At 69.8% G+C, this 24,429-nt stretch carries 19 protein-coding genes and 3 pseudogenes; 11 read left to right on the plus strand and 11 right to left on the minus strand.

The window, feature by feature from the left end; all coding sequences use genetic code 11:
- Window positions 1-27 precede the first annotated feature (27 nt).
- Window positions 28-405 carry a 5'-nucleotidase gene (locus OG953_RS23140; RefSeq protein WP_405686574.1) on the plus strand — a complete coding sequence of 126 codons (378 nt, stop codon included), beginning with the start codon at window positions 28-30 and terminating at the stop codon, window positions 403-405.
- Window positions 402-722 carry a (2Fe-2S)-binding protein gene (locus tag OG953_RS23145; RefSeq protein WP_093899390.1) on the plus strand — a complete coding sequence of 107 codons (321 nt, stop codon included), beginning with the start codon at window positions 402-404 and terminating at the stop codon, window positions 720-722. Before OG953_RS23140 ends, OG953_RS23145 begins: the two co-directional genes overlap by 4 nt.
- A gap of 118 nt (window positions 723-840) precedes the next feature.
- Here OG953_RS23145 and OG953_RS23150 read toward each other — a convergent pair whose 3' ends face one another.
- Entirely contained in the window at window positions 841-1,245 is a 405-nt protein-coding gene (locus OG953_RS23150) for a pyridoxamine 5'-phosphate oxidase family protein (RefSeq protein ID WP_405686576.1), read from the minus strand.
- A 192-nt stretch (window positions 1,246-1,437) separates the two neighbouring features.
- Between OG953_RS23150 and clpB the strand changes: the two genes are divergently transcribed.
- From clpB to OG953_RS23165, 3 genes are all read left to right on the plus strand, one after another.
- Complete coding sequence (gene clpB / locus OG953_RS23155) at window positions 1,438-4,038, plus strand: ATP-dependent chaperone ClpB (RefSeq protein ID WP_405686577.1); 2,601 nt, start codon at window positions 1,438-1,440, stop codon at window positions 4,036-4,038.
- A gap of 388 nt (window positions 4,039-4,426) precedes the next feature.
- A complete protein-coding gene (locus tag OG953_RS23160; RefSeq protein WP_405686579.1) occupies window positions 4,427-5,692 on the plus strand; it encodes an MFS transporter in 1,266 nt (421 codons plus the stop codon).
- A 71-nt stretch (window positions 5,693-5,763) separates the two neighbouring features.
- Window positions 5,764-6,324 carry a YbjN domain-containing protein gene (locus OG953_RS23165; protein WP_114245333.1) on the plus strand — a complete coding sequence of 187 codons (561 nt, stop codon included), beginning with the start codon at window positions 5,764-5,766 and terminating at the stop codon, window positions 6,322-6,324.
- Window positions 6,325-6,416: 92 nt separating this feature from the next.
- On the opposite strand, the pseudogene OG953_RS23170 reads toward OG953_RS23165, so the two are convergent.
- A pseudogene (locus OG953_RS23170) lies at window positions 6,417-6,710 on the minus strand (aminotransferase class I/II-fold pyridoxal phosphate-dependent enzyme); the annotation flags it as partial.
- 337 nt (window positions 6,711-7,047) lie between these two features.
- Between OG953_RS23170 and OG953_RS23175 the strand changes: the two are divergent.
- The 4 genes from OG953_RS23175 (at window position 7,048) to OG953_RS23190 (ending at window position 9,701) form a co-directional block, all read left to right on the plus strand.
- Window positions 7,048-7,350: a WXG100 family type VII secretion target gene (locus OG953_RS23175; protein ID WP_405686581.1), complete on the plus strand. Its 303-nt coding sequence runs from the start codon at window positions 7,048-7,050 to the stop codon at window positions 7,348-7,350.
- Between the two features lie 66 nt (window positions 7,351-7,416).
- Window positions 7,417-7,713 carry a hypothetical protein gene (locus OG953_RS23180; protein ID WP_405686583.1) on the plus strand — a complete coding sequence of 99 codons (297 nt, stop codon included), beginning with the start codon at window positions 7,417-7,419 and terminating at the stop codon, window positions 7,711-7,713.
- 31 nt (window positions 7,714-7,744) lie between these two features.
- Entirely contained in the window at window positions 7,745-8,443 is a 699-nt protein-coding gene (locus OG953_RS23185) for a hypothetical protein (protein ID WP_405686585.1), read from the plus strand.
- Window positions 8,444-8,468: 25 nt separating this feature from the next.
- On the plus strand, window positions 8,469-9,701 hold the full coding sequence (locus tag OG953_RS23190) for a hypothetical protein (RefSeq protein WP_405686587.1): 1,233 nt from the start codon (window positions 8,469-8,471) through the stop codon (window positions 9,699-9,701).
- 97 nt (window positions 9,702-9,798) lie between these two features.
- On the opposite strand, the gene OG953_RS23195 is transcribed toward OG953_RS23190, so the two are convergent.
- Complete coding sequence (locus OG953_RS23195) at window positions 9,799-14,181, minus strand: FtsK/SpoIIIE domain-containing protein (protein ID WP_405692003.1); 4,383 nt, start codon at window positions 14,179-14,181, stop codon at window positions 9,799-9,801.
- A 243-nt stretch (window positions 14,182-14,424) separates the two neighbouring features.
- On the opposite strand from OG953_RS23195, the gene OG953_RS23200 reads away from it, so the two are divergent.
- Entirely contained in the window at window positions 14,425-15,366 is a 942-nt protein-coding gene (locus tag OG953_RS23200; protein ID WP_405686589.1) for a hypothetical protein, read from the plus strand.
- A 3-nt stretch (window positions 15,367-15,369) separates the two neighbouring features.
- On the opposite strand, the gene OG953_RS23205 is transcribed toward OG953_RS23200, so the two are convergent.
- The 8 genes and pseudogenes from OG953_RS23205 to OG953_RS23240 all read right to left on the minus strand — a co-directional run.
- Window positions 15,370-15,954, minus strand: coding sequence for a sigma-70 family RNA polymerase sigma factor (locus OG953_RS23205; RefSeq protein ID WP_405686590.1), 585 nt, complete (start codon window positions 15,952-15,954; stop codon window positions 15,370-15,372).
- Between the two features lie 142 nt (window positions 15,955-16,096).
- Window positions 16,097-16,360 (minus strand): annotated as a pseudogene (locus OG953_RS23210) (LamG domain-containing protein); the annotation flags it as partial.
- Between the two features lie 195 nt (window positions 16,361-16,555).
- Window positions 16,556-17,074 carry a hypothetical protein gene (locus tag OG953_RS23215; RefSeq protein ID WP_405686592.1) on the minus strand — a complete coding sequence of 173 codons (519 nt, stop codon included), beginning with the start codon at window positions 17,072-17,074 and terminating at the stop codon, window positions 16,556-16,558.
- Window positions 17,075-17,920: 846 nt separating this feature from the next.
- The gene (locus tag OG953_RS23220) at window positions 17,921-19,087 is read right to left on the minus strand and encodes a pyridoxal phosphate-dependent aminotransferase (protein ID WP_405686593.1); all 1,167 of its coding nucleotides are present in this window, start codon (window positions 19,085-19,087) and stop codon (window positions 17,921-17,923) included.
- Between the two features lie 13 nt (window positions 19,088-19,100).
- Window positions 19,101-20,414: a hypothetical protein gene (locus OG953_RS23225; RefSeq protein WP_405686594.1), complete on the minus strand. Its 1,314-nt coding sequence runs from the start codon at window positions 20,412-20,414 to the stop codon at window positions 19,101-19,103.
- Window positions 20,414-21,913 (minus strand): N-6 DNA methylase, encoded by a 1,500-nt coding sequence (locus OG953_RS23230; protein WP_405686595.1) that lies wholly within the window; start codon window positions 21,911-21,913, stop codon window positions 20,414-20,416. Before OG953_RS23230 ends, OG953_RS23225 begins: the two co-directional genes overlap by 1 nt.
- Window positions 21,910-22,101, minus strand: a complete 192-nt coding sequence (locus OG953_RS23235; protein WP_399656368.1) for a hypothetical protein — start codon at window positions 22,099-22,101, stop codon at window positions 21,910-21,912. Before OG953_RS23235 ends, OG953_RS23230 begins: the two co-directional genes overlap by 4 nt.
- A 260-nt stretch (window positions 22,102-22,361) precedes the next feature.
- Window positions 22,362-23,113 (minus strand): annotated as a pseudogene (locus tag OG953_RS23240) (aminotransferase class I/II-fold pyridoxal phosphate-dependent enzyme); the annotation flags it as partial.
- 784 nt (window positions 23,114-23,897) lie between these two features.
- On the opposite strand from OG953_RS23240, the gene OG953_RS23245 reads away from it, so the two are divergent.
- On the plus strand, window positions 23,898-24,419 hold the full coding sequence (locus OG953_RS23245; protein ID WP_405686596.1) for a DUF2617 family protein: 522 nt from the start codon (window positions 23,898-23,900) through the stop codon (window positions 24,417-24,419).
- The last annotated feature ends 10 nt before the right edge of the window (window positions 24,420-24,429 follow it).

Consider the following 24,429-nt stretch of genomic DNA (forward strand, 5'->3'; position numbering starts at 1 on the left):
AATCCACAAGTGAGGACGAAGCCGACTATGTATAAGCGAATGCTTCGCTCGGCGCTTGCCGCCTCGTTCGTCGCGGCCCTGGGACTCGGGGTACTGAGCGGCAGCGACATCGCCTGGAGCAGCGGGGCAGCATCCTCGCCGGACGACATTGCCTGGTCCACTCAGGCATTGGCGCCGGGTGACATCGCGTGGTCCACTCAGGCATCGGCGCCGGGCGACATCGCATGGAGCGTCGACGCGGCAGTCGAGCCGGGTGACATCGCGTGGTCCACTCAGGCATCGGCGCCGGGTGACATCGCCTGGTCCATTCAGGCATCGGCGCCGGGCGACATCGCATGGAGCGTCGACGCGGCAGTCGAGCCCGGTGACATCGCCTGGTCCGAACCGACCCATCAGGGCGCATGACCATCCCGCCGGACGACCGGACCTTCCGGCGGGAAATGGCCACGGCCTACCGATCAGGCTGGCATTTCATCGATCTCGTCACTGCCATCCCCCGCTGTGGCGACTCGCTGATGGTCACTCTGTTCGGCGACCCCATCGTTGTCGCACGTGAAGAAGACGACGAAGTACGTGCCTACCGGTGCCTCCGCAAGCCGCGTGGAGCCCCGCAGCCCGTTCGCTGCGCGATTCGGTACGACATGATCTTCGTCAACCTCGACCGGCGGGACCACCAGCTGTTCGAGCCAGAGACTATTTCCGCCACCCCCCGCAGTGCCTGAGCGATCCCCCGTCGTTACATGTCGCTCGGCACTCCCCCACACAACGGCGCCATCGTGACCTGAACACGATGGCGCCGTTGTGCTGCCCCGGAAAGCCCCGGAAAGCCCGCAGTCCTGCTCACGCCCTGCCGAGCGCCCGGTCCAGGGCGATCTCGATGACGACGCGGTCCGGGTTGGGTGCCGGTGTGCGTTCGTAGCGTTCCGCGTAGCGGCGTACCGCGTCGGCGATCACGTCCGGTTCCGTGCGTACCGTCGCGCGGCCCTCCAGGGTCGCCCAGCGGCCGCGGTCGACCTGGCAGGCCGCGACCCGGGCGCCGGCCGGGCCCGCGGCCAGGATGTTGGCGACCTTCTGGCTGCCCTTGTTGGTGATGACGCGGGCGAGCCCGGCCTCGGGGTCGTACGTCACGCCCACCGGCACCACGTGCGGCGTGCCGTCGGGGCGGGGCGTGGTCAGGGTGCACAGGTGGTACTCGCGCCAGAACGCGAGGTACTCGGGGCTCGGATTCGTCACGTCGACTGCCATGGGGAACAGGGTAGGGAGTGCGCATCCGTGGCCCGCCCCTGCGGTGGCGGAGGTTCTCTCGGGCCGGTTGACTCGGAATCGCACTCGGGAGAGGCAAGTCAGCTAGATTGAGTGGAATAGGCTCAACTTTGTGCACGTTGACACAGTCAGTGTTGTGGAGAGACCAGTCACCGCAAGGAGGAGAAAGCGCACGTGGACGCCGAGCTGACCAACAAGAGCCGGGATGCCATCAACGCGGCCACCAGCAGGGCCGTGAAGGACGGACACCCCGACCTGACCCCCGGGCATCTGTTGCTCGCGCTCCTCGCGGGCGAGGACAACGAGAACATCATCGACCTGCTCGCCGCCGTCGAGGCCGACCAGATCGCCGTACGCACCGAGACGGAGCGGCTCCTGGGCGCGGAGCCCAGCGTCACCGGGTCGACCGTCGCCCCTCCGCAGCCCAACCGCGAGCTGCTCGCCGTCATCGCGGACGCCGCGCAGCGCGCGAAGGAGCTCGGCGACGACTACATCTCCACCGAGCACCTGCTGATCGGGATCGCCGCCGAGGGCGGCCGCGCCGGTGAGATCCTGAGCGCTCAGGGGGCCAGTGCGAAGAGGCTGCTGGACGCGTTCGAGAAGAGCAGGGGAGGGCGCCGGGTGACCACACCCGACCCGGAAGGTCAGTACAAGGCCCTGGAGAAGTTCGGTACGGACTTCACGGCCGCCGCCAGGGAAGGCAAGCTCGACCCGGTCATCGGACGTGACCAGGAGATCCGGCGTGTCGTCCAGGTCCTGTCGAGGCGTACGAAGAACAACCCCGTACTCATCGGCGAGCCCGGCGTCGGCAAGACCGCCGTCGTCGAGGGGCTCGCCCAGCGCATCGTCAAGGGCGACGTCCCCGAGTCCCTGCGGAACAAGCGGCTCGTATCGCTCGACCTCGGCGCGATGGTCGCGGGAGCCAAGTACCGCGGCGAGTTCGAGGAACGGCTGAAGACCGTCCTCTCCGAGATCAAGGAGAGCGACGGGCAGATCATCACCTTCATCGACGAGCTGCACACCGTCGTCGGCGCGGGCGCCGGCGGCGACTCCGCCATGGACGCGGGCAACATGCTCAAGCCGATGCTGGCCCGCGGCGAGCTCCGCATGGTCGGCGCGACAACGCTCGACGAGTACCGTGAGCGGATCGAGAAGGACCCCGCCCTGGAACGCCGCTTCCAGCAGGTGCTGGTGGCGGAGCCGAGTGTCGAGGACACCATCGCGATCCTGCGCGGACTCAAGGGCCGTTACGAGGCCCACCACAAGGTCTCCATCGCGGACTCCGCGCTGGTGGCCGCCGCGACCCTGTCCGACCGCTACATCACCTCCCGTTTTCTCCCCGACAAGGCCATCGACCTGGTCGACGAGTCGGCGTCCCGGCTGCGCATGGAGATCGACTCCTCGCCCGTCGAGATCGACGAACTCCAGCGCGCCGTCGACCGTCTCCACATGGAGGAGCTGGCCCTCAAGAACGAGAGCGACCCCGGCTCCAGGCAGCGCCTGGAGAAGCTCCGCCGCGACCTCGCCGACAAGGAGGAGGAACTGCGCGGCCTCAACGCCCGCTGGGAGAAGGAGAAGCAGGGCCTCAACCGCGTCGGTGAACTGAAGGAACGCCTCGACGAACTGCACGGCCAGGCCGAACGCGCCCAGCGCGACGGCGACTTCGACACCGCCTCCAAGCTGCTGTACGGGGAGATCCCCGGCCTGGAGCGGGAGCTGGCGGAGGCGTCCGAGGCCGAGCAGGAGGCCGCCAAGGACACCATGGTCAAGGACGAGGTCGGCCCGGACGACATCGCCGATGTCGTCGGCTCCTGGACCGGCATCCCGGCCGGCCGCCTGCTGGAGGGCGAGACCCAGAAGCTGCTCCGCATGGAGGACGAGCTCGGCAAGCGCCTCATCGGGCAGACCGAGGCCGTACGGGCGGTGTCGGACGCGGTACGCCGTACCCGCGCCGGAATCGCCGACCCCGACCGGCCCACCGGCTCGTTCCTCTTCCTCGGCCCGACCGGTGTCGGCAAGACGGAGCTCGCGAAGGCGCTCGCCGACTTCCTGTTCGACGACGAGCGGGCCATGGTCCGCATCGACATGAGCGAGTACGGCGAGAAGCACAGCGTGGCGCGTCTCGTCGGCGCCCCGCCCGGCTACGTCGGCTACGAGGAGGGTGGCCAGCTCACGGAGGCGATCCGCCGACGCCCGTACAGCGTCGTCCTGCTGGACGAGGTCGAGAAGGCCCACCCCGAGGTCTTCGACATCCTGCTCCAGGTCCTCGACGACGGCCGTCTCACCGACGGACAGGGCCGGACGGTGGACTTCCGCAACACCATCCTGATCCTGACCTCCAACCTCGGCAGCCAGTTCCTGATGGACCCGCTGACCGAGCCCGAGGTGAAGAAGGAACAGGTCCTGGAGGTCGTACGGGCCTCGTTCAAGCCGGAGTTCCTCAACCGGCTCGACGACCTGGTCGTCTTCTCCGCCCTGTCCGGCGACGAGCTCTCGCACATCGCGAAGCTCCAGATCGACCGGCTCGCGGGGCGTCTGGCCGAGCGCAGGCTCACCCTGGACGTCACGCCTCAGGCCCTGGCCTGGCTGGCCGAGGAGGGCAACGACCCGGCCTATGGAGCACGGCCGCTGCGCCGCCTCATCCAGACGGCGATCGGCGACCGGCTCGCGAAGGAGATCCTCGCGGGCGAGGTCAAGGACGGGGACACCGTCCGGGTGGACCGGGTCGGGGACGGCCTGCTCGTCGGCCCCGCGACCTCGGGGAAGACCTTGTAGGCCCTGCAGACGGCGTACGACCTGTTCGACGTCATGTCCCCAGCCGGAAGACCAAGCGTCCCGGCTGGGGACTCGTCGTCTGCGCCGCAGTGCAATTGAAGAAGAATTGCGGTGATTTCCGGAGAACGGGAAATCGATCGCCGTCATCGGTGATCCGTTGTTCAACGTCGATATTGAGCCGAACGTCCCACTCCGCGTCGAGGTGCGGATTCACGTCACCTTGCTCTGCCCCAGGTCGCAACACCCGCCCCTACAAAGGGACACATGCCCGGATGGCCGCAACGCCTGCCCGGGTTCACGCGAATGATCAGGACACTGCGAGCCTCCTTCCGTGACCTGCTCGCAAGGAGGAACAGATACCGAATTCGGCGGCCGGTAGGGTACCCGCATGGTCGAGCGGATAAGCGATGAGATAAGTCCGGGTCCCAAAAAGCCCAGACGTGACAATCTCATTCACCTCAGCGAATTTCGTACTCTCTGGGTCGCTTATGCCCAGTCGATCCTGGGCGACCAGTTGGCACGCGTGGCCCTGTCGTTGCTGGTGTTCGAACGCACCGACTCGCCCGGATGGACCGCGGCGACGTATGCGCTGACCACCTTGCCCGCTCTGCTGTCCGGGGTGCTCCTGTCCGGCCTGGCGGACCGTTTCCCCCGGCGTACGGTCATGATCGGATGCGACCTGGTGCGGTCGGTGCTGGTCGCGCTGATGGCCCTGCCCGGGACGCCGTTGCCGCTGCTGGCCGGGCTGCTGGTGCTGGCGCAGCTGGCCGAGGCACCCTTCGGCGCTGCGCAGGGCGCACTGCTGCCGACCGTGCTCGGCGAGCAGAGATACGAGCGGGGCCAGCGAGTCATGCTGATCACTCACCAGGCCGGACAGCTGGTCGGTTTCGCCGGTGGGGGTGTGCTGGTCGTATGGCTGGGCAGTCACCTCTCCCTGGGTGTGAACGCGGTGACTTTCCTTCTCTCGGCGACCCTGGTCAGGTTCGGCGTAAAGGCCCGTCCCGCGGCGGGTGCCGACGCGCGGAAGACGCGGCTCGGCGCTCAGGTCGGGAGTGCGGCCGCACTGATCTGGTCGGATCGCAGGCTGCGGTCGCTGGTCGCGCTGGGGTGGCTCGCGGGGTTCGTCGTCCTGCCGGAGGGGCTGGCCGCCCCCTTCGCGGACGAGGTCGGCGGGGGCGCCGCCTCGGTGGGACTCCTGCTCGCCGCGCATCCGGCGGGAATGGTGCTGGGTGCAGCTCTTCTGGGGCGGGCTCGGGTCGGGGACGAGTGGCGGCGCCGCCTGCTCGGGCCGTTGGCGGTCGGCGCGAATCTGCCGCTGCTCATCTACTGGCTCGGTCCCGGGATAGGTGTGGCCGTGCTCGTGTTGATGGCCTCGGGGGTGTGCTCCGCCTATCAGATAACCGCCGGAGCCACCTTCGTACTCCTGACCCCGGCCGGCCAGCGTGGCCAGGTGCTGGGGCTCGCCAGGTCGGGGCTGATCGCCATGCAGGGGATCGGTGTTGCCGCGGGTGGCCTGGCAGCGGAGCTGTCCGGGTCGTCGGCGGACACCATCGGTGCGTCCGGACTCCTCGGAGTGTTGTGTGCGATCCCTGTCGCCGTTGCCTGGTCGCGGGCGCGGGAAGCTGATGCGGGGACGATTCCCCGGAGGGCGTAGAACTACTGGCCGTCAAACGCGGTTAGGGTCGACGGAAGGAAACCACGTGCGATCCACAGGAGTACGCAGCGATGTCTATCGATCCTTCCTCGATTCCCAATTTCGGGGGCCAGCCCGAACCGCAGGCAGCAGGACCCGAGGGCCCCGTTGTCCCTGACCAGGACCTCGTCAAGCAGCTCCTGGAACAGATGGAACTGAAGTACGTCGTCGATGACGAGGGCGACCTCGCGGCGCCGTGGGAGGACTTCCGCACGTACTTCATGTTCCGCGGCGAGGACGAGCAGCAGGTCTTCTCGGTCCGTACGTTCTACGACCGCCCGCACGCCGCGGACCAGCGTCCGGTCCTCCTCGACGCGATCGACGACTGGAACCGCCGCACCCTGTGGCCCAAGGTCTACACGCACACCCACGAGCCCGAGGAGGGCTCCGAGGAGACCGAGGTCTCGGTCCGTCTGATCGGTGAGGCGCAGATGCTCATCGGTACGGGCGTCAGCCTGGAGCACTTCGTCTCGTCGACGGTCAGCTGGGTGCGCGCCTCGATCGAGTTCGACAAGTGGCTGCAGGAGCGTCTCGGCCTGACGCCGGCCGAGGAGAAGACGGACGGCACGGAGCAGGCCTCTCCGGACGCCTGAGTCCCGCACGGCAGTGACAGCCCGGCCCGGGGCGGCGGTCTCCATGACCGCCGCCCCGGGCCGGGTCTTTTCACGGCGGGGCGGCCTTTGGGCTACAGCCGCTTGAGCCGGGACGCCGCCTCGGCCAGCACGTCGTCACGCTTGCAGAAGGCGAAGCGGACGAACGGCGCGCCCTGCTCCCGGTGGTCGTAGAAGACCGCGTTCGGGATGGCGACGACCCCGCACCGCTCGGGCAGCGCCCGGCAGAAGGCGAAGCCGTCGCTCTCGCCGAGGGGCGGATGTCGGTGGTGACGAAGTACGTTCCGGACGGGGCGGTAGACCTCGAAACCGGCCTCGGCGAGCCCGCCGCTCAGCAGGTCCCGCTTGGCCCGCAGGTCGGCGCGCAAGCGTCCGGCAACCGGCAGGCCGCCGCCCGCACCACACCGACCGGCCCTGTGGCGTCGGCCCGGTGTGCGGCGCCGTACCTGTGCCCGGCGCTGCCTTCTCCGGGACCGCACCTCCCCGTGTCGCGCTGCTGTCCGGTTCGGTGAGGGAACGTCACTCCGGAGCCGGTGATGGGATGTTGCGGGCCATGGGGCCTGGTCGCAGGCCTGATCAGGGCGTCGGCCCGCCACTTTCGTCACTGTTCCGCAACAGGCATGAACCGCCCCGCCGGGTGCCCCGTACAGACCGGTGTGCGCGGCTCAGCGACCGCGGCGACCAGAAACGAGAGAAGGAGCCGACATGGCGGCCGACGGCAACATCAAGATCAGCCCGGAAGAGATGCGGGAGGCGTCGACCTGGCTGCAGCACCAGAAGGAACTGATGCAGCAGAGCCTCCACGAGGCCAACACCAAGATGGACGAGATGGTCGAGGCGGCCTACGCGACGCCGGGCTCCGAGACCAAGTTCCGTCCGTTCTGGGAGGAGTACAAGAACGGCACCGACAAGGCGATCGAGGGCCTGCAGGGCGTCAGCGAGTTCATCAAGCAGGTCGCCGACGCGTTCGTCGACACCGACGACCAGACGTCCGGCTCCATCGGCTGACGTGCCCCTTTGTCCGGTCCCGCCCTTCTGCGGCGGGACCGGACGGCGGCCGGAGAGGAGCAACCGATGACCCGCATCAGCGTCCCCCTCGACGACCTGAACGAGACGGTCAAGTCACTTGAGGACATCGGGGAGCGGATCAACAAAACCGCGCGGCTCAGCGACATCGGATCGAAGGACGATGTGGGCGATTCGAAGCTCGCCGACTCCCTCGCAGATTTCGACAACGCATGGGGCAAGGGCCACGAGAAGGTGCAGGAGAACGTGAAGATCTTCTCCGAGAACACGAAGAAGATCTCCGACGCCTTCACGCAGACGGACGACGAGACCGTCAAGACGCTGGACGACTCCAAGAAGACCTGACAAGAGCCTGCTGGCAGAAGGGACATGCGTCATGACGCATCCGGTCACGGACCGGGCTACGGGGGCGCCCGCGCACTACAAGCTGCGCTTCCCCGGCTCCTGGTGGCATCTGGACCTCGACCCGAGCACCCGGGACGCGTCCATCCGCCGCCGTATCGAGCACCAGGCGAAGGGGGTTCCGCAACTCTCCCGCGAGCGGCTCGACGGCCTGATCCGCGACACCCGCCGAACGGCCCGCGAGGCCTACGCCCGGGGAGCGCTCCAGGCGGCGGGGATGGTCAGGTTCCCCGGCGGGGACTCGATGCTCAGCGCCACGTCCGTCGTGCTGCGGATGCCCGTGCCGGAGGACCAGTCGGCGGATCTGGCCGAGGTGCTGTTCGGGGCGAGCATGCTGGCCGGGGACCCGCAGAGCAGCGGGTACCCGCCGCGCGAGGTGGATCTGCTGGAGCTACCGGACGTCGGACCGGTCGGGCGGATCGCCTCGATCGAGGACATCGACTACAAGGGCACGCCGGTGCGTACGGCGCTGCTGCACACGCTGTTCCCGATCCCGAACCGCCGGGAATACCTGCTGGTCTCCAGCTCCACGCCCAACGTGGAGCTCAAGGACCAGTTCTTCGAGGTGTTCGACGCCATCGCGGGGACGCTGCGCTTCGTGGAAGTCAAGAGCGAGGGCACGGCTGTGCCGGCCGCACAGAGCCCGCAGGGCACGGACGAGAACGGAAAGTGAGGGCGGGGCAATGGTGCGGCCAGCGGTGTCCGACTGGGAGACGGTCTTCGGGTTCTCGGACGACCCGACGCCGGGCGATGCGGAGATGCTCGGGAGGCTCGCGGGCCAGTACCGGTCCGTCGCCGACGACGCGGACCAGGCGCTCCCCATCGTCAGCGGCCTGAAGAACGGCCAGCTCGGCGAGGGCAAGGCCATGGAGAAACTCCGGGACAAGCTCGGGGACCTGGCCAATCAGGTGGAGAAGCTGCACAGTTCGTACGACAAGGCGGCCCGCGCGCTGGACACCTACGCCGACCAGCTGGGGGACCATCAGCGCAAGGCCGACAACGCCCTGGTCGACGGACGGGACGCCAAGGAGCGGCTGCAGCGGGCCACCGATGCTGCCGCCGCGGCGGGGTCCGTGATCAGCGGGCTGGACGCGGCGGACCCGCCCCCGCCGGACGACGAGGCGGCCCGGCGCAGTGCGCGGCAGGCCATGGAGGATGCCCGCAGCGACCAGTCCGCGGCGCAGGGGAACGCCGACAGTGCCCAGCGGGATCTCGACGCCGCCCGCATGCTCGCCGAGGACGCGCGGGAGCTGCGCGAGACGGACGCCTCGACGGCGGCCCGCGCCCTGGACGACGCGACGAGCGAGGCGGTCCCGGGCAAGAGCCTGTGGGAGAAGATCAAGGACATCTTCAAGAAGGTGCTCGGCTTCATCAGCGCCGCCCTGGGCATCATCGCCATGCTCATCCCCGGACTTCAGGGCCTGGGGCTCATCCTGACGATCGCCAGTCTGGTCACCGCCGCCATCCCCTTCATCATGAATATCGTCGACAGCATCCAATCGGGCGAATGGGATGTGCTCGACATGGTCCTCAGCGGCCTGGGGCTGGTGCTCGGCGGCGTCGGCCTGATCAAGATCGCCAATCTGGGCGGGATCGCGAACACCCTCAAGTCCGTCACGAGCAACCTCAAGACGATACAGATCAACATCAAGACCGTGATCCCCACCATCAAGTCGTTCACCGGGTTCAAGAACCCGGGCGACCTGATCGCGAACATCATGAAGAACCTTCCCGGTGGGATCAAGACACCGGACATCATCAAGCAGCTGCCGGGCATCACCAACATCTGGACGAAGACGGCGGGGTGGATCGACCAGAGCTCGAACCTCATCGGACTGGCCGGCCTCGCCTGGGCGATCAACAGCGCCGTCCCCAACGGGTCGAAGGGCACGGTCAAGCACGACCCCGGTTACGTGGAGGGATCGACCTGATCCGGGCCGCGTCCCGTCATGCGTGAGGGCTCCCGCCCCGGCCGTAGCCGGGGCGGGAGCCCTCTGCCGTGAAGTGCCGGAACCCCTGTGCGGGCGCTCAGCTCCCGGCCGGCGGAAGCACCGTCTCCGGGACCTGGACGGTGCGCAGCACGCCGTCGCCCAGGTGCAGGATCGCCCGCCCCGGGCGGGTCGCGCCCAGGCGGCTGCGGGGCACCTTGACGCCGATCAGTTCGCCGTCGCTCATGTTCTGCGGCTTCAGCAGCAGACCGCACCGGTTGCGACGGGCCTCGGTGTGCCAGCCGGAGAAGCCGGAGGAGAGCCGGTCGGTCTGCCCGGAGATCACCAGGCCCCGGCCGCTCTCGGCACCGGACTTGGCAATCTGGGTGAGGACGGGCTCGGCCTTCGTCTTCAGCAGCAGGTCGGCGTCGTCCAGGACCACCACGGCCCCCTGCGGCGAGGACGCCAGCGCCTCCTCCAGCGCCGTGGGGTCGATGTCGGACTCGTCGAAGACCGCGAGGACCCCGGGCCGTCCGGTGAGCTGGCGCAACGGTGACCTGGCGGGCGCGCCGATGACGACGGACATCCCGGACGACAGCAGTGACAGGGTCAGCGTCGCCAGGGCGGTGCTGCGACCGGAGCGCGCGGGTCCGGCGACGAGGAAGGTCGGTGTGACGCCGAAGTCCGGCCCGTACGCGGCGAGTTCGTCGCCGCCGACACCGGACATGGCCCACCGCGAGGACGGCAGCGGCTGTGGCACGTACCGGACCGCTTCCTCCCAGCTGAGCCGGTCCGGCAGGGTGTCGACGCGGAACGGCCGGGTGGAGGCGGGCAGTTGGGCCGCCCGGTCGCGGCAGTACTCGGCGATCTGGATGAGCGCCGCGGCCTGCGCCTGGCCTTCCGGGTTGTCCGTGAGGAGCGCGATCTGCACCTCCGCCTTGTCGGCGGCACGGAACGCGCGGCCCGGCGGGATCTCGTCGGGCACGTTGCGCTGGGTGATGCCGATCATCCCGTACTCGGACTTCTCGTTCAGCTTCAGTACGAGCTTGTCCTCGGTGGAGCCGTTGACCCGGCTGGAGAACAGTGCCCGGTCGCCGGTCATCACCAGGTGGATGCCGACGCTCGCGCCGTCCCGGAGCAGGGTCAGCACGGAGTTCAGCAGGCTCCCGGAGTCGTACTCGCCGAGCTGCTTGTCGAAGACCTCCCACCGGTCGATGAACAGCACGATGTGCGGGGGCCGTTCGTTCTCCGGCAGGGCGCGCCGGAGCTCCGGCAGGTCGGCGCTGCCGCGGGCGGCGAGCATCTCCTGGCGCCGGGCCAGCTCCCCGGTCAGCCGGGCGAGCAGCCGGGCCACCCGGTCGGGCTGGGTGCGCATGGTGATGGCCCCGCAGTGCGGCAGCCTCTCGATGGGCAGCAGCGCGCCGTTGCCGCAGTCGATGCCGTACATGTGCAGCTTGTCCGGGGAATGGGCGGAGGCCAGGGTGCCGGCGATGGTGCGCAGCGTCTGTGACCTGCCCTGCCGGGGCGAGCCGATGATGTGCAGGTGCCCGAGCGTCGCCGGGTCGATCACCAGGGGCAGCCGGGCCTGTTGTGCGGGCAGGTCCACCACGCCGTACGCGACGGGCGCGAGGTCGTAGTCCGAGGGCGGGGGCGCCGGCAGTTCGCCGGTGACCAGGACCTCGGGCAGCGGCGGGAGCCAGGGGCTGTGCTGCGCGGGGATGCCCATCTCCCGGTCCGCTTCGCGGATCGCCGCGACGAGCCCGGTGAGGTCGGTCTCCACCTCGGCGGGTACGGCCGCGCCGCGGGGGCGCGCCGGGAGCGGCTCGCCGAGCCGTTCCCAGCCGACCGTCACCGCCCAGGGCGCCGGCAGCGAGGTCGCCGCGGCACCGGGCCGACGGCCGCCGACCCGTCCGGACTGGAACGGCACGAGGGAGTTCTGGCCCAGGCGCACATAGGCGCGACCGGGGGTGCCCTGCGAGATCCCGGCGGCCTCGGCGGAGTTGAGGACGTCCTGGCTCTCGCCGGCGTCCGTCACCCGGAGCGCGATGCGCAGGTTGGTGTTGGCGCGGATCTCCGAGGAGACGACGCCGCTGGGGCGCTGCGTCGCCAGGATCAGGTGGATACCGAGGCTGCGGCCCCGCTGGGCGATGTTGACCAGACCCTTCACGAAGTCCGGCAGGTCGCGCACCATCGAGGCGAACTCGTCGATGACGATGAGCAGCCGGGGCATCGGCGAGCGGCCCGCAGGGTTGCGGTCCAGCAGGTCGACGTAGTCCTCGATGTCCTTGGCGCCGGCCGCGGCGAGGATGTGCTCGCGCCGGGTGAGTTCCGCCGTCAGTGACACCAGGGCCCGCTCGACGAGGTGGGCGTCGAGGTCGGTGACCATGCCGACGGTGTGCGGCAGGTCGACGCAGTCCTTGAACGCGGAGCCGCCCTTGTAGTCGACCAGGACGAACGTCATCGCGTCCGGACGGTTCGCCACTGCGAGCGAGGCGACCAGCGTCTGGAGGAGTTCGGACTTGCCGGAGCCGGTGGTGCCGGCGATCAGCCCGTGCGGGCCGTCGCGCCGCAGGTCCAGGTGGAACGGGCCGTCCAGGGAGACGCCGACGGCCGCCCGGGTCGAGCGGCCCCCGGCCGTCCAGCGCGCCCGGATCGCCCCGGCCTGCGGCGGGTCGAGGGCGAGGACGTCGAGCAGCCGCGCGGAGCCGGGCAGCACCGCGGCCTCCTCGTCGGCCCCGCCCGGGTCCCGCAGCGGGCCCATCGCGCGGGCCAGCGAACGGCACCAGTCCAGGGACACCACGTCGGGCCGGATGCCCCCGACGGTGCCCCTCCCGGAGCGTCCCACCCGTACGGTTCCGCCGGGCTCCTCGGCGACGACGGCGTGGCACTCCTCGGGCAGCAGCCGCTCCTCGGCGTCCAGGCAGAGCGCACGGACGCCGACGGCCGGTCCGTCGCGCAGGATCTGCGTCACGCCGGGCAGCGAACGCAGCCTGCGGGCTCCGTCGAGGATGACGAGCACGTCGGGCCCGGCGGGCCGGCTCCGCCGGTCCTTGCGTCCGGCGCGCTCGACGATCAGCGCGGTGAGCTCGGCGACCCGTCGGGCGCAGGTCTCCGTGCCGTAGCCGATGCTGGCCGGGGTGTCGCCGGACTTCTTGCGCACATGCGGCAGCCAGCGCAGCCAGGACCAGCCGTCCCGGCCCTGTTCGCCGGTCGTCAGCAGATGGATCTGGAGGTCACGGGGGCTGTGCAGGACGGCGGCCTGGGCGACCACCCAGCGCGCCACGGCGCGTGCGACGGTGCCCTCACCGGCGATGCCCAGGACGTCGTGCTCCCGCAGCGGAACGGTCACCGGGACGTCGTATGCGGTCCGCGGGTCCTCGCGGCGGTGTTCGTCCTTCGTCGGGTCCTGGAGCACCACCTCGGAGTCCTGATCGGCGGTTCCGATGCGCAGTTCGAGGAAGTCGGCGTCGGAGGTACGGCGTTCCCACAGACGGCGTCGGGGGCCGACGGCGGTCAGGACGACCTCGGCCGGGTCCGGGAAACCGCGGCGCCGGGCGGTGCGTTCGGCCGTCAGGGCGTCCGCCGCGTCGCCCTCGATCCGTGCCTTTTTCTCCTCGTAGGCGGCGACACTCTCGGAGTGGGACTGGCGCCCCGTGCGCCGGCTCATCACATAGTTACCGACGATCGCGACCGGGGAGAGCAGTCCGAACAGCAGCATCGTCATACGGTCGAACAGCAGTGCCGCGGCCCCCGCCATCACCAGCGGGGCCAGCGCCGTGATCCACGGGAGCGGCCGGGCGGGGGGCGGGCCGGGCGGGGAGGGCAGGGTGAAGCGGGTGGCGTTCTCGGCCGGCCGCAGCCGCGGCGGCCGGTTGTAGTCGTAGCCGGTGCCGTCCTCCGACGGCTGCACGGCCGCGTCCGGCTTCTGCGGGAGGGCGAGTTCGAGCAGGCTGTCCCCGACGAGGAGCTGTGCGCCGGCCGGCCAGGCGGTCGCCTCGGCGAGGTCCTCGCGGTCCAGTTGCAGGGTGCCGCTGTCCGGCGCCGAGGCGTCGGGCGTGATACGGCAGCGTCCTTGGGGGCCCACCGCCAGGACGGCGAAGGGACGGTCCGGTACGGCGCGCAGCACCTGGGCGGTCCCGTCGTGGGCCAGCCCGATCCGGTACTCGCCCATGTCGAGCCGGTGCACGGCGCCCGCGCCGGCCCCGCCGACCGTACGGACCTCCACCAGCCCGTTCGGTTCGGCCGACGCGGTGCCCGCCGGGCCGCCGAGGCCCACGATGGCCGCGTGGTGCAGCGGCGCGTCCCGCAGCCGCATGTCGGCGGGCAGCAGCCGGTCGCCGGCGTACAGGCCGAGGCCCTCCGGGGGCCGGTGGACGCCGCCCGCCCCGGCCAGCGCCTCCGCGACAGCGCCCACGGGCGTGTCGGGGTCGGCGTCGAGGTGGACGTCGAACGCGTCACCGCCCTCCTCGACCACGGTCAACATCAACGACACGAGAACGTCCTCCAGCCGACGTGAAATGGGGGCCTCGGCAGCCGCGGTCGGCGGCTCCCGTGGCACTGATGGGACCTACGGAGCGCGTCCTCGGATGGTTCACCGGTGCGGCGGGTGAACCATCCGCCGACGGGCGCCGTAGTGGCCATCGGGTGCACCGCGCGGCGACTGTGCCGCTCTCGTTCCCGATCGTCCCGGCTCCGCCGCCGGGGCGTCCCGACAAGGAGTCAGAACATGATCTGGTACGTCCTGGCCGTGGTGCTGGGGCTGGCGCTGATCGGGGCGGTGGCCGCGCTGATCGTCACCGAGCGACGGCCCCGCCCGCCGAAGCCCCGCGCCGCCTCGGTGGCCGTCGTGGGCCGGGAGGCGTTGGACGTGGTCAACGCGGGACTGCGCCGGCTGACGGGCGAGTGCCTGCGCTCCGGCCGGCCGCTGCCCGACCTGTACGCCGTCGTCTACTCCGAGGAGCGGCTCGCACTGCTGCTGGCCGGTGCCGAGGAGTCCGCCCCCGCGCCCTGGACCGTCGAGGAGGACGGCGAACGCTGGACGATCTCGCCCGACGCCCTGCACCGCCCCGGCCCGGAGGGCGAACCGGCCCTGCCGTACGCGCTGACGGTGACGGTGGGCCTGGACGGACCCGACCGCGTGCTGGTCGACCTCTCCCGGGCGGCGGGGCCCGTCTCGGTGACGGGGCCGGACAAGGAGGTGCACAGCCTGGTGCGGGCCGTCGTCAGCGAGGCGCTCGCCGGGCCGGTGGGGGCGCTCGCCGAGGTCACCCTGGTGGGATCCCTGGCCGACGGCCGGCTCCTCTTCGGCGACGAGCCGCGGACCTCGCGTCTGCACAGCGCGGCCAGCCTGGAGGAGGCGTTCGCCACGGCGGCGTCGGCGGGCACGGGAGCGCCGGAGTTCGGCTCGCCCGACGTCACCCAGATCTACCGGCTGATCGAGGGCAGCAGCCGGATCGCCGTCCAGGGCGAGGCGCCGCATCTGTTCGTCGTGGACGCCTCGCAGCTCCCGCGCCGGGAAGGGGCACTGGCCGGTCTGCGGCGCGGGGACGCGCTGCTGGTGATCGGCGAGGCACCCACGGGGTGGCGCTGGCGTGCCGATGCGGGCGGTTCGCTCGACACCGGGCCGCTCGGCCTGGAGATCACCCGGCACGCGGGACGTCTGGCATGAGTGTCATCCGGCCTCGCGGTACAGGCCGCCCGCGTACAGCCCCCGGCTGTGCAGTGCCTCGCGCAGGGCGCGGACGGCGTAGAACGTCCGGGACTTGACGGTGCCCGGCGGCACGCCGAGGACCTTGGCCGTCTGGTTGACGCTGAGTCCCAGGTAGTGCACGTGCAGCAGGACCTCGCGCTGTGCCGGCCGCAGGTCCCGCAACGCGTCGATGAGCACCTGGGAGGTGAGCATGTGGTCCACGCCGTCGGACACCGGCAGGTGGGCGAGTTCGGGGTCACCGGTCTCCGGTGGTCTGGCCTGGCGGGCCCGATGGCCGTCGATGACCAGATTGCGCAGCGCGGTGAACAGCCAGGGCCGCACCGAATCCGTGGTCGGGTCGAGTTCCTCGGCGTGCCGCCAGGCGCGTATCGCGACTTCCTGGAGGACGTCCTCGGCGCGGTGCCAGTCGCCCTCCAGCCGCCGTGCGGCGAACTGCAGCAACGCGCTGCCGTGGAAGTGGTAGAGCGCTCTGAGGAACTCGTCGGGGCTGGGTTCCGCGGCGCGGGGGCCAGGAATGAGGTCTTCGGTCGAAGCGCTGGCCGACAAGGGCCTTTCCTCTCCGGTCGTCTGTGGGGAAGACGGGTTTCGCCGGCTGCGGGACAACCGGCAGGCGCCGCCGCGAGCCGCCGTGCGCCCGTGCGGCGCCCGTCAGCCTGCGGCGGCGGTGAACTCGCCCCGTCAGCGCCGCTCAGTCCGGTTCGCGAGAGGAAAGCGAGCCCACCTCACGGGACGTCAACTCCCGGTTGTGGACATGTACGTCGGCGATGTCACCGTTCCAGCAGTCGGCCGCCTTCCCATCGAACTTGCCGCGTCCGATCACCACAGTGCCAGTGGGTTTCACGCTGCTGGAGGCCACCCTGGTTCCCGCGAGCCGGCCGTCCACGTAGACCTGCATCCGGTGGCGCTTCTGACTGTACGTGCCGGTCAGGTGGTACCAGCGGCCGGGCTGCGGCTTGTCGGGCGTCTTCGCGACCGTACGGGCACCGCTGAAACTGAAGGCGAAGTTCCCGTCCGGGCCGGATCAGTTATGTACCGATCCCGCCCTGGCCGGCCGTACCTGGCCGCTGGCGTGGCATTTCCCGCCGACGGCGCCCGACAGGTTCGTCACACCCTGTTGCTGAACGCGGTGTCCGCGTTGCTGGGCTGATCAGTCGGCCTTGGTGTACGTGAGCTGCTCGCCGTTGTCCGTGTTCTCGCGGCGCAGGGAGCCGTCCGGGAGCAGGGTGAGCGTGGTGGGCTTGCCCGCGGTGCAGGACGTCATGGGTTCGCCGACGACGACCGTGGAGGGGCCGACCTCGACGGGTCCGTTCGGGGACGGTTCCGCGGTCAGGTTTGCCTGGAAGACGCAGTGGTAGGAGCCGCCGCCGTCCAGTGGGCCGTCCGCGGTGAGGGTGAGGACGGTCTTGCCGACCGTGCCCTGCTGGATGACGAGTTCCCGGGTGGAGTGGCCCGCGGCGTTGTCGATGGAGCCCGACCAGGTGCCGAGGTAGCCGGCCGGGATGGGGCCGTTGCTGTTCCTCTTGTTGTCGGTCGGGCTCGACGCGGCCGGTTTCGCCCCGGCCTGTTCCTTCCCGGAGTCCTGGCCGCGCACCAGTTGGACGACGACGAAGGCCAGCGCGACGGTCAATACGGTGATTGTGGTGATAAGCGCCCATCTGCGCGTCATGAATTTCCTCAGGAGGTGCGGCATAAATGTGTCTCTGGTGATCACGCGTCCGATCCGGAAGTGGTTCAGTGTGCACGTAAGTTGTGACAGGCCTGTGAGACAGCGGACCTGCCCGCCCCTGGATGTGCGCCCGTGCGCCGGGAGATGCGGCGACGCCTTGTCCGGGGCAGTGGAACATGGGGAGTTGTGACGTTCCGGCGGCGCGGACGCATCGTCCGCCAACCGTTCCCGAGTGTTCACGACGCGGTCGCCGGCGTCCGCCGTCTTTCCCCGGCCGTTCACTTGTGTGCGGTGGGGTGCGGGGCGTGTCCCGTGGAATCCGCTCAAACTCCGTTACGGCTGCCGGTGAGCGGTACGGCGGGTACGCCCAGGGACTTCGGGACGGGCAGACCGGGGGCCGTACCGGAGGGGAGAGTCCGCTCGGCCTGTGACCGGTGTAGGAGCCGGTACGGCATACGTGCCGGGCCGGGCGTTCGGTCGGTCAGGCGTCCAACAGCTCGCGCAGCGTGGCCTCGCCGACGCGGAGACATTACTGCGGAGGAGCTCGGCTGACTCAGCGCCCCCTGATCACCGCGGGCTGTGTCCTCACCATCGCCGGGATCGTTGTCCTGATCGCCATGGTCAACAGCTCCCCCGGCACCCGGCCCTTCGCCCCCGGACTCCTCCGCGCCGCCCGCCCCGGCGCGTCCGGAAAACGACGCCGCGCCATTCGCCACCGGTCCCTCCTCTCGTGGGGACCGGTGCCGAATGGTGCAGGCGGCTCGGGACCGCGCCGGGCCGGGTTGCACGTAAAGCCCCTGGTCAGGCTGCTGTCCGTACTTCATTCGGGATAAAGGGGGCGCGGGTTCAAGACGCCAGGCGCCGCAGCCGACTGGCTGCCTCCTGGAGGACGTCGTCCCTCTTGCAGAAGGTGAAGCGGACCTGGCTGCGGCCGGCGTCGAGGTCGTCGTAGAACACGGAGTTGGGGATGGCGACGACGCCGCAGCGTTCGGGGAGGGCGCGGCAGAAGGCGTAGGCATCCTTCTCGCCGAGGGGGGTGATGTCGGTGGTGATGAAGTACGTGCCCTGCGGCTGGTAGACCTCGAACCCGGCCGCACGCAGGCCGTCGCCGAGCAGGTCGCGCTTGCGTTGCAGGTCGGCGCGGAAGCCGTCGAAGTACGAGTCCGGCAGGCGGAGCGCCTCGGCGATGGCGTACTGGAACGGGCCCGCGCTGACGTACGTCAGGTACTGCTTGGCGGTCCGGACCGCGGAGACGAGCGGGCCGTCCGCCATGACCCAGCCAACCTTCCATCCGGTGAAGGAGAAGGTCTTGCCAGCGGACGAGATGGATACGGTGCGCTCACGCATGCCGGGCAGGGCCGCGATGGGGTGGTGCGTGCCTTCGTAGACGAGGTGCTCGTACACCTCGTCGGTAACAACGAGCAGGTCGTGTTCGACGGCGAGTGCGGCGATGGCGTCCTGCTCTTCGGCAGAGAGGACCATCCCGGTCGGATTGTGTGGGGTGTTGAGGAGCAGGAGGCGGGTCTGCGGAGTGATCTTGGCCCGGAGCTCATCCAGGTCCGGGCGGAAGGACGGGGCGCGCAGGGTAAGCGGCACGCGCTTCGCACCGGCCATGGCGATACAGGCGGCGTAGGAGTCATAGAAGGGTTCGAAGGCGATCACCTCGTCGCCCGGCTCCAGGAGCGCCAGCATGGTGGCGGCGATGGCCTCGGTGGCGCCGGCGGTGACCAGGACCTCGGTATCGGGGTCGAAGGGGAGATCGTAGAAGCGCTGCTGGTGCTCGGCGATCGCGGCGCGCAGTTCCGGAACTCCCGGGCCGGGCGGGTACTGGTTTCCCTTGCCCTCCCGCAAGGCGCGGACGGCGGCTTCGCGGATCTCGTCGGGGCCGTCGGTGTCGGGGAAGCCCTGGCCCAGGTTGATCGCGCCCGTCGCGGTGGCCAGAGCCGACATCTCCGCGAAGATCGTTGTCCCGAGTCCGTCCAGCCTTCGGTTCAGCAGTGGCCTGGTGTTCATATCTTCACCGTTCTCACTCGGGTACCCGTCGAGCCTCTGGGGACCATCCTGGCTCATGGCCGGTCTTGCCCCCGCGTGGTGCGGGGAACGCAGTGGGGTGAGGAGCGAGAGCGCCCTCTTCTCCCGGCTGTGCTGCCGGCTCCCGGAGAACACCGGCCTTGGCCGAGATATCGCGCAGGAGCGCGTCCCGCAGGTTGTGCAACGTCGCGATTTTGGAGACAAGGAGCCGCGCCGTGGCGTGCAGGGGCTCGGCCATCCTGTGAAAGGCGGTGCGCGTGAACTGGTCTGGCCAGGTGACTTTCAGGCGCTTGAGGGCGAGGGCGGAGATCTCCCGGGCGTTGCGGCCCTGCGCAGTCTGCATGATCTCGCCGCTCCTGCTTCTGAGTTCGTGAAGCAGCCACCAACTGTCCGTGTCCTCGATGGGGCGCACCGCCACGACGCTTCTGAGGGCTGTCGCCGGGCGGCGCGTCACAGCGATGTGCGCGCCGTCGGGACGGGTGCTCAGCATGAAGGTGCCGGAAGGATCCGCCTGGCCGGCGTCCGCTGGGCTTCGCAGGCGAAACCTTTCCACGTGGGGCACGGGGAGGTCGAAGAGGTCGCTCGGAGCGATCGCGTCGACGGTGGGTCCTGTCGGCAGAGGAGGGAGCGAGCTTTCGGAACCTTTGCCCGTCTTCGGTTTGGCGACCTCGGCGAGTACCCGTGTTTCCCAGGACGGTTCCGCCGCCGCCCAGTCGTCGTGGAGGGTGTCGGCCAGTGCCATAGCCTGTCGCGCGCTCTTCTCGTAGAGGGAGGTCATCTCCTCGATGAGGCCGAAGGCCCGGTCGTATGCGGCGATGATGTCCGGCGGGGGTAGCGGAAACAGCATGCGGCGGAGGGTGTCGAGGCTGATGGTGGGCTCGACGTGTGCCGTCACGTCCTCGTCGATCCGGGCCTTCGCCGTGGGCGTCTGCAGCCAGATGCGCAGCCACCGCACGATGTGCGGCTCAGCGCGGATGATGCCGATCGACCTGGTCGCCGGCCATCCTGCGTGCTCGGAGGTGACCAGCGCGGACTCGCCCACCCTCCTGACGAGTACGACGGCCAAGTCGCCCTGCCTGAGGGCGCGGGTGGCCGGAGGACCGCCCGACACGTACTCATTCATGCGGGGTGAGAGGATCCTGCCGTCCCGGACGAACTCGGAGCCGACCACTCCTGGCGCTTGATCGGATGCCTTGTCGTCGACGACGCCACAGGTCGTGTAGATATCCCTGCGGACTTGCTCCATCGCGATGGAGGTGGTTGGCCAAGCCGCCGTATCCGAGTCGGTCTGGTGAGTGTCGGCTTCCATCAGATCTCCTCCAAGACGTCCAGCAGCCGGAGTTCCAGATCGCGCATCATGTCCAACGAATCGACCAGTTCGAGCTTGAGCTGGTCGATCCTGCTTCGTGTGTCGCGTTCGGGGCTGGGAGGCTCCGTGGCGTACGAAGTTGGCATCAGGCTGTACTCGTGGCCGGCGATCTCCTCGGTGGAGCAGCTTCGGGACCATCCGGTCTCGTCTTTGTACGGGGTGATCGCGACGCCGTCCTCGGAAAGGCCACGCCACGCTGCGAGGGTCTGCAAAATCAGTGCAGCGTTCTTCTCGCCCAGCCTGCGCGCTCTTGAGTCCGGGACCAGCTCGAAGGCTCGCCGCGCGTTGATGAATAGCACCTGCCGGCGGCGGTCCCGGACGCCCCAGCCGGGACGCGCCCTCTTGTCCTTGTTGAGCACCCACAGGCAGGCGGTGGTCTGGGTGTGCCCGAACACGCGGGGCGGCAGGGCGATCACGCACTCGACGAGGTCGTCTCGCAGGAGGCGTTCGCGGAGCCTTCGGGTGATGAGCTGTTGGGTGTTTGCCACGGTGTCGGCCATCAGGAAGGCGGCGCGTCCGGCCGGAGCGAGTGCGTGCGCGATGTGCTGAATCCACGCGGAGTTGGCGGATCCTCGGGACGGCGGTTCCTCCGGCCACCGGGGATCGGCAGGGACCCGGGAAGCTGGCCGCCGGGTGCTCTGCTCCGTCCTGTCCTCCGGCGCCCAGTCGCGCTGGTTGAAGGGGAGGTTGGCCAGGATGATGTCGTGGGGCTCGCGTTCGGGCTCCGCGAGGCTGTCCCCGGGCGGGGAGACGTCGGCGCTGATCCCCCGCACGGCGAAGTTCATGCGAGCCACCTGCGAGGTGTAGGCGTGCTGTTCCCTTCCCTGCAACGACATGGCCGGGTCCACCTCGACGCGGTCGTGGACGTAGCGGTGACTCTCGACGAGCAGACCCCCTGAACCGCAGACAGGGTCCAGCACTCTGTGCCTGTCGCGGGGCACGGCTGCGCCGACCATGAGACGCGCCATGTCAACGGGCGTGAAGTAGTGGCTGCCGCCTGCCTGGTCCGCCGAGAGGTCCCGCAGGCACTGGTCGAGCAGGGGGCCGACCCGCTGGGTGGATCCGATGGCCTGGATGAGAGCGTGCAGGTGTTCATCGGAATGAGGGGGCGGAATGGGCATCAGGCTCCTCGTGCCCGCGTCGAGAGCGTCGGTTGTGGGGAGCCAGTGGGCCAGACACTTGCTCACGGCAGCGCGAACTCCCGAACCGCCCGCTGCCGGCTGACCCAGCAACCACGACCATGTCGGTACGCCGGTGCCGGGAGCGGCGTGCGCCTTCCGGCTCAGGAACAGCAGCCCGAGGACCAGGCGAGTCGCGTCGTGGGCGTTCATCAGCCGCGAGAGGTGCTTGCGGTGTACCTGCACCTTCAGGAGCACCTCGTCGAGGGAGAGGAGATCGTCGGCCTGCATGCGCCTTCGAAGGGCACCTGCATCGCTCATGAGCCCACCACCCCCAGGGCGTCCATGACCACGATAAGGAGCGTCAGGGAGCCGGCGAAGGTGAATGCTCCGGCTTTGAAGGCTGTCGTGGGACGCCCTCCTTCGACGACGGTCACGAAGCTGCCGGCAAGAGCTGCGACAAGCGCCGCGAGGACCGCGATGATCACGTACATCAGCGTCTGCTGCACGTGGTTCCTCCCTGAGGTCGGGGGGATCTCCAAGCGGGCGAGTGAGCCGCGTGATCCCCGGTTTCAGGTAGGACAGTAGAAGACGTACGCCACGCACCCATGGGTGCACGCTGTTTGGGTTTTCCTAAGGCGCGCGCCCGGTCATGAAGCACTTTCAGCAAGTGCACGTCGTTTGGGATTCAAAATAGTGCGTCGGCGAGAGGGAGTGTTCGGGCTTCCGCCCCACAATCTGAATAGGCAGGCGAAAAAGCCTTGACTCAGCCGACCTTCCAGCCCGTGAAGGAGAACGTCTTGCCGGCGGAGCCGATGGTGACGGTGCGCTCGCGCATGCCGGGGAAGCCGGCGAGCGGCAGGTGCTCGCCCTCGAAGACCAGGTGCTCGTAGACCTCGTCGGTGACAACGAGGAGGTCGCGCTCGCAGGCCAGTGCGGCGATCGTGCCGAGTTCCTCGCGGGTGAGGACGGTGCCGGTGGGGTTGTGCGGGGTGTTGAGCAGGATCAGCCGGGTGCGGGGGGGGTGACGGCGGCGCGCAGTTCGTCGAGGTCGAGGCGGTAGGTGCCGGTGGTCGCGTCGGGGTGGAGGGTGACGGGGACGCGGCTGCCGCCCGCCATGGCGATGCAGGCGGCGTACGAGTCGTAGTACGGCTCCAGGGCGATGACCTCGTCGCCGGGCTCCAGCAGCGCCAGCAGGGCCGCGGCGATGGCCTCGGTGGCGCCCGCGGTGACCAGGACCTCGGTGTCGGGGTCGTGGCCGATTCCGTAGCGCCGTTGCTGGTGGTCGGCGATCGCGGTGCGCAGTTCGGGGACGCCGGGGCCCGGCGGGTACTGGTTGCCGTGCCCGGCGCGCAGTGCCCGTACCGCGGCCTCTCTGATCTCTTCGGGGCCGTCGGTGTCGGGGAAGCCCTGGCCGAGGTTGATGGAGCCGGTCCGTACGGCAAGCGCCGACATCTCCGCGAAGATCGTCGTGCCGAACTCGGCGAGGCGGCGGTTGAGCAGCGGTCGTCCCTGTGTCATGGCCGCCATCCTGCGCGCAAGCTCTGGAGTTGCTCAAGTCTGCTTTGGCCGTACGGGGCCGGGGGCATCCCCCACTCACGCAGGAAGCGGACGGAAGCGAGGGACCTCGCTTCGGGGGAACAGAAGGACGTGAGGTCGGTGGGAACCTTTGTCACAGCGGTGATCGCGTTTGCCGTGATCGGGTTGGTCATCTCGCTGGTGGGGGCCGGCAACCGGAAGAAGAAGAGCGGGCGGGCTGTGCGCCGGGGTGGGAGCGGCGGCAGCGCCGCGGGTGGCAGCTGGTGGGCGGGAGGTGACGGTGGCGGTGGCTCGTCCTGCGGAAGCAGCAGCGGTCACTCCGGGGGGCATTCGTGCGGCGGCGGTCACTCCTCGTGCGGTGGCGGCTCCTCGTGCGGCGGCGGCGGCGGGGGCGGATGCGGCGGAGGCAGCTGACACGGGGCAGCTGATCCGTGACCGGGCAGGGCCACACGCCCGGTGCCGGGCCCGTGCGGTTCCGGTGCCCCACAGGTGCCCGGCGGATGAACTCCCGCCGGGCACCTTTTTGTTGGGGCTTTTTGCGAGATACCGGTGAACAGATGAACCGAGAGGCCCCCGAGGGGATGGAAACCGCGTCAAGTTGGGCAAAAACGCTGTGGACGCGGCTTACTTCGTGATTCCCTCGGTTGAGAGAACATCCAGCCCTCGGACCCGAGTTGGACCTGATCGGGCGCTTCCCACCTCCCACGTGCATCACGTCGGAGGCGTCCCCTGTCCATGTGTCCACGCTTGTTTGCGGAGCCGACCCATGCTCACGACCCTCCAGACGGCCTATTCCGACACCCGTGCTGCCGACCTGGCCTGGGCGCTGGGGCGCGAACCGCTCCCCGCCCTGGCCGTGCTCGACCTCGATCTCGCCGGTGCCCGACTCCAACTGCGCCTGCTCGGCGCCTCCCACCAGGTGCTCCTGGAGGAGAACCGGGGCACCTGTTCCGAAACCGTCGCGTGCATCCCGGGCGGCAGCACACCGCTGCCGCTCGGTGTCTCCAAGCGGCTCGGGGAGTGGGAGTACGAATTCGCGGCGCGCGTCGAGACGCTCTCGGCGGGCTCGTTCGCGGGGCGTGCGCAGGAGCTCCTCGCGCTCGTGACCGACCACCCCCACGGTCTCGCGGGGACGTTCCCCGGCAGCCCGCACGCCTTCACCGCCATGCTCGCCCAGCGGACCGAGCGCCAGGTGCGGTGGCGCACCTGGCATGCGTACCCGCAGGAAGGGCAGCTGGTGGTGACGCGCACCCGAGTGGGAGTGCGGATGCCGGCGGCAGCGCTCTGACGCGGCCCAA

Source organism: Streptomyces sp. NBC_00057 (genome assembly GCF_045041165.1).
Taxonomy (GTDB): domain Bacteria; phylum Actinomycetota; class Actinomycetes; order Streptomycetales; family Streptomycetaceae; genus Streptomyces.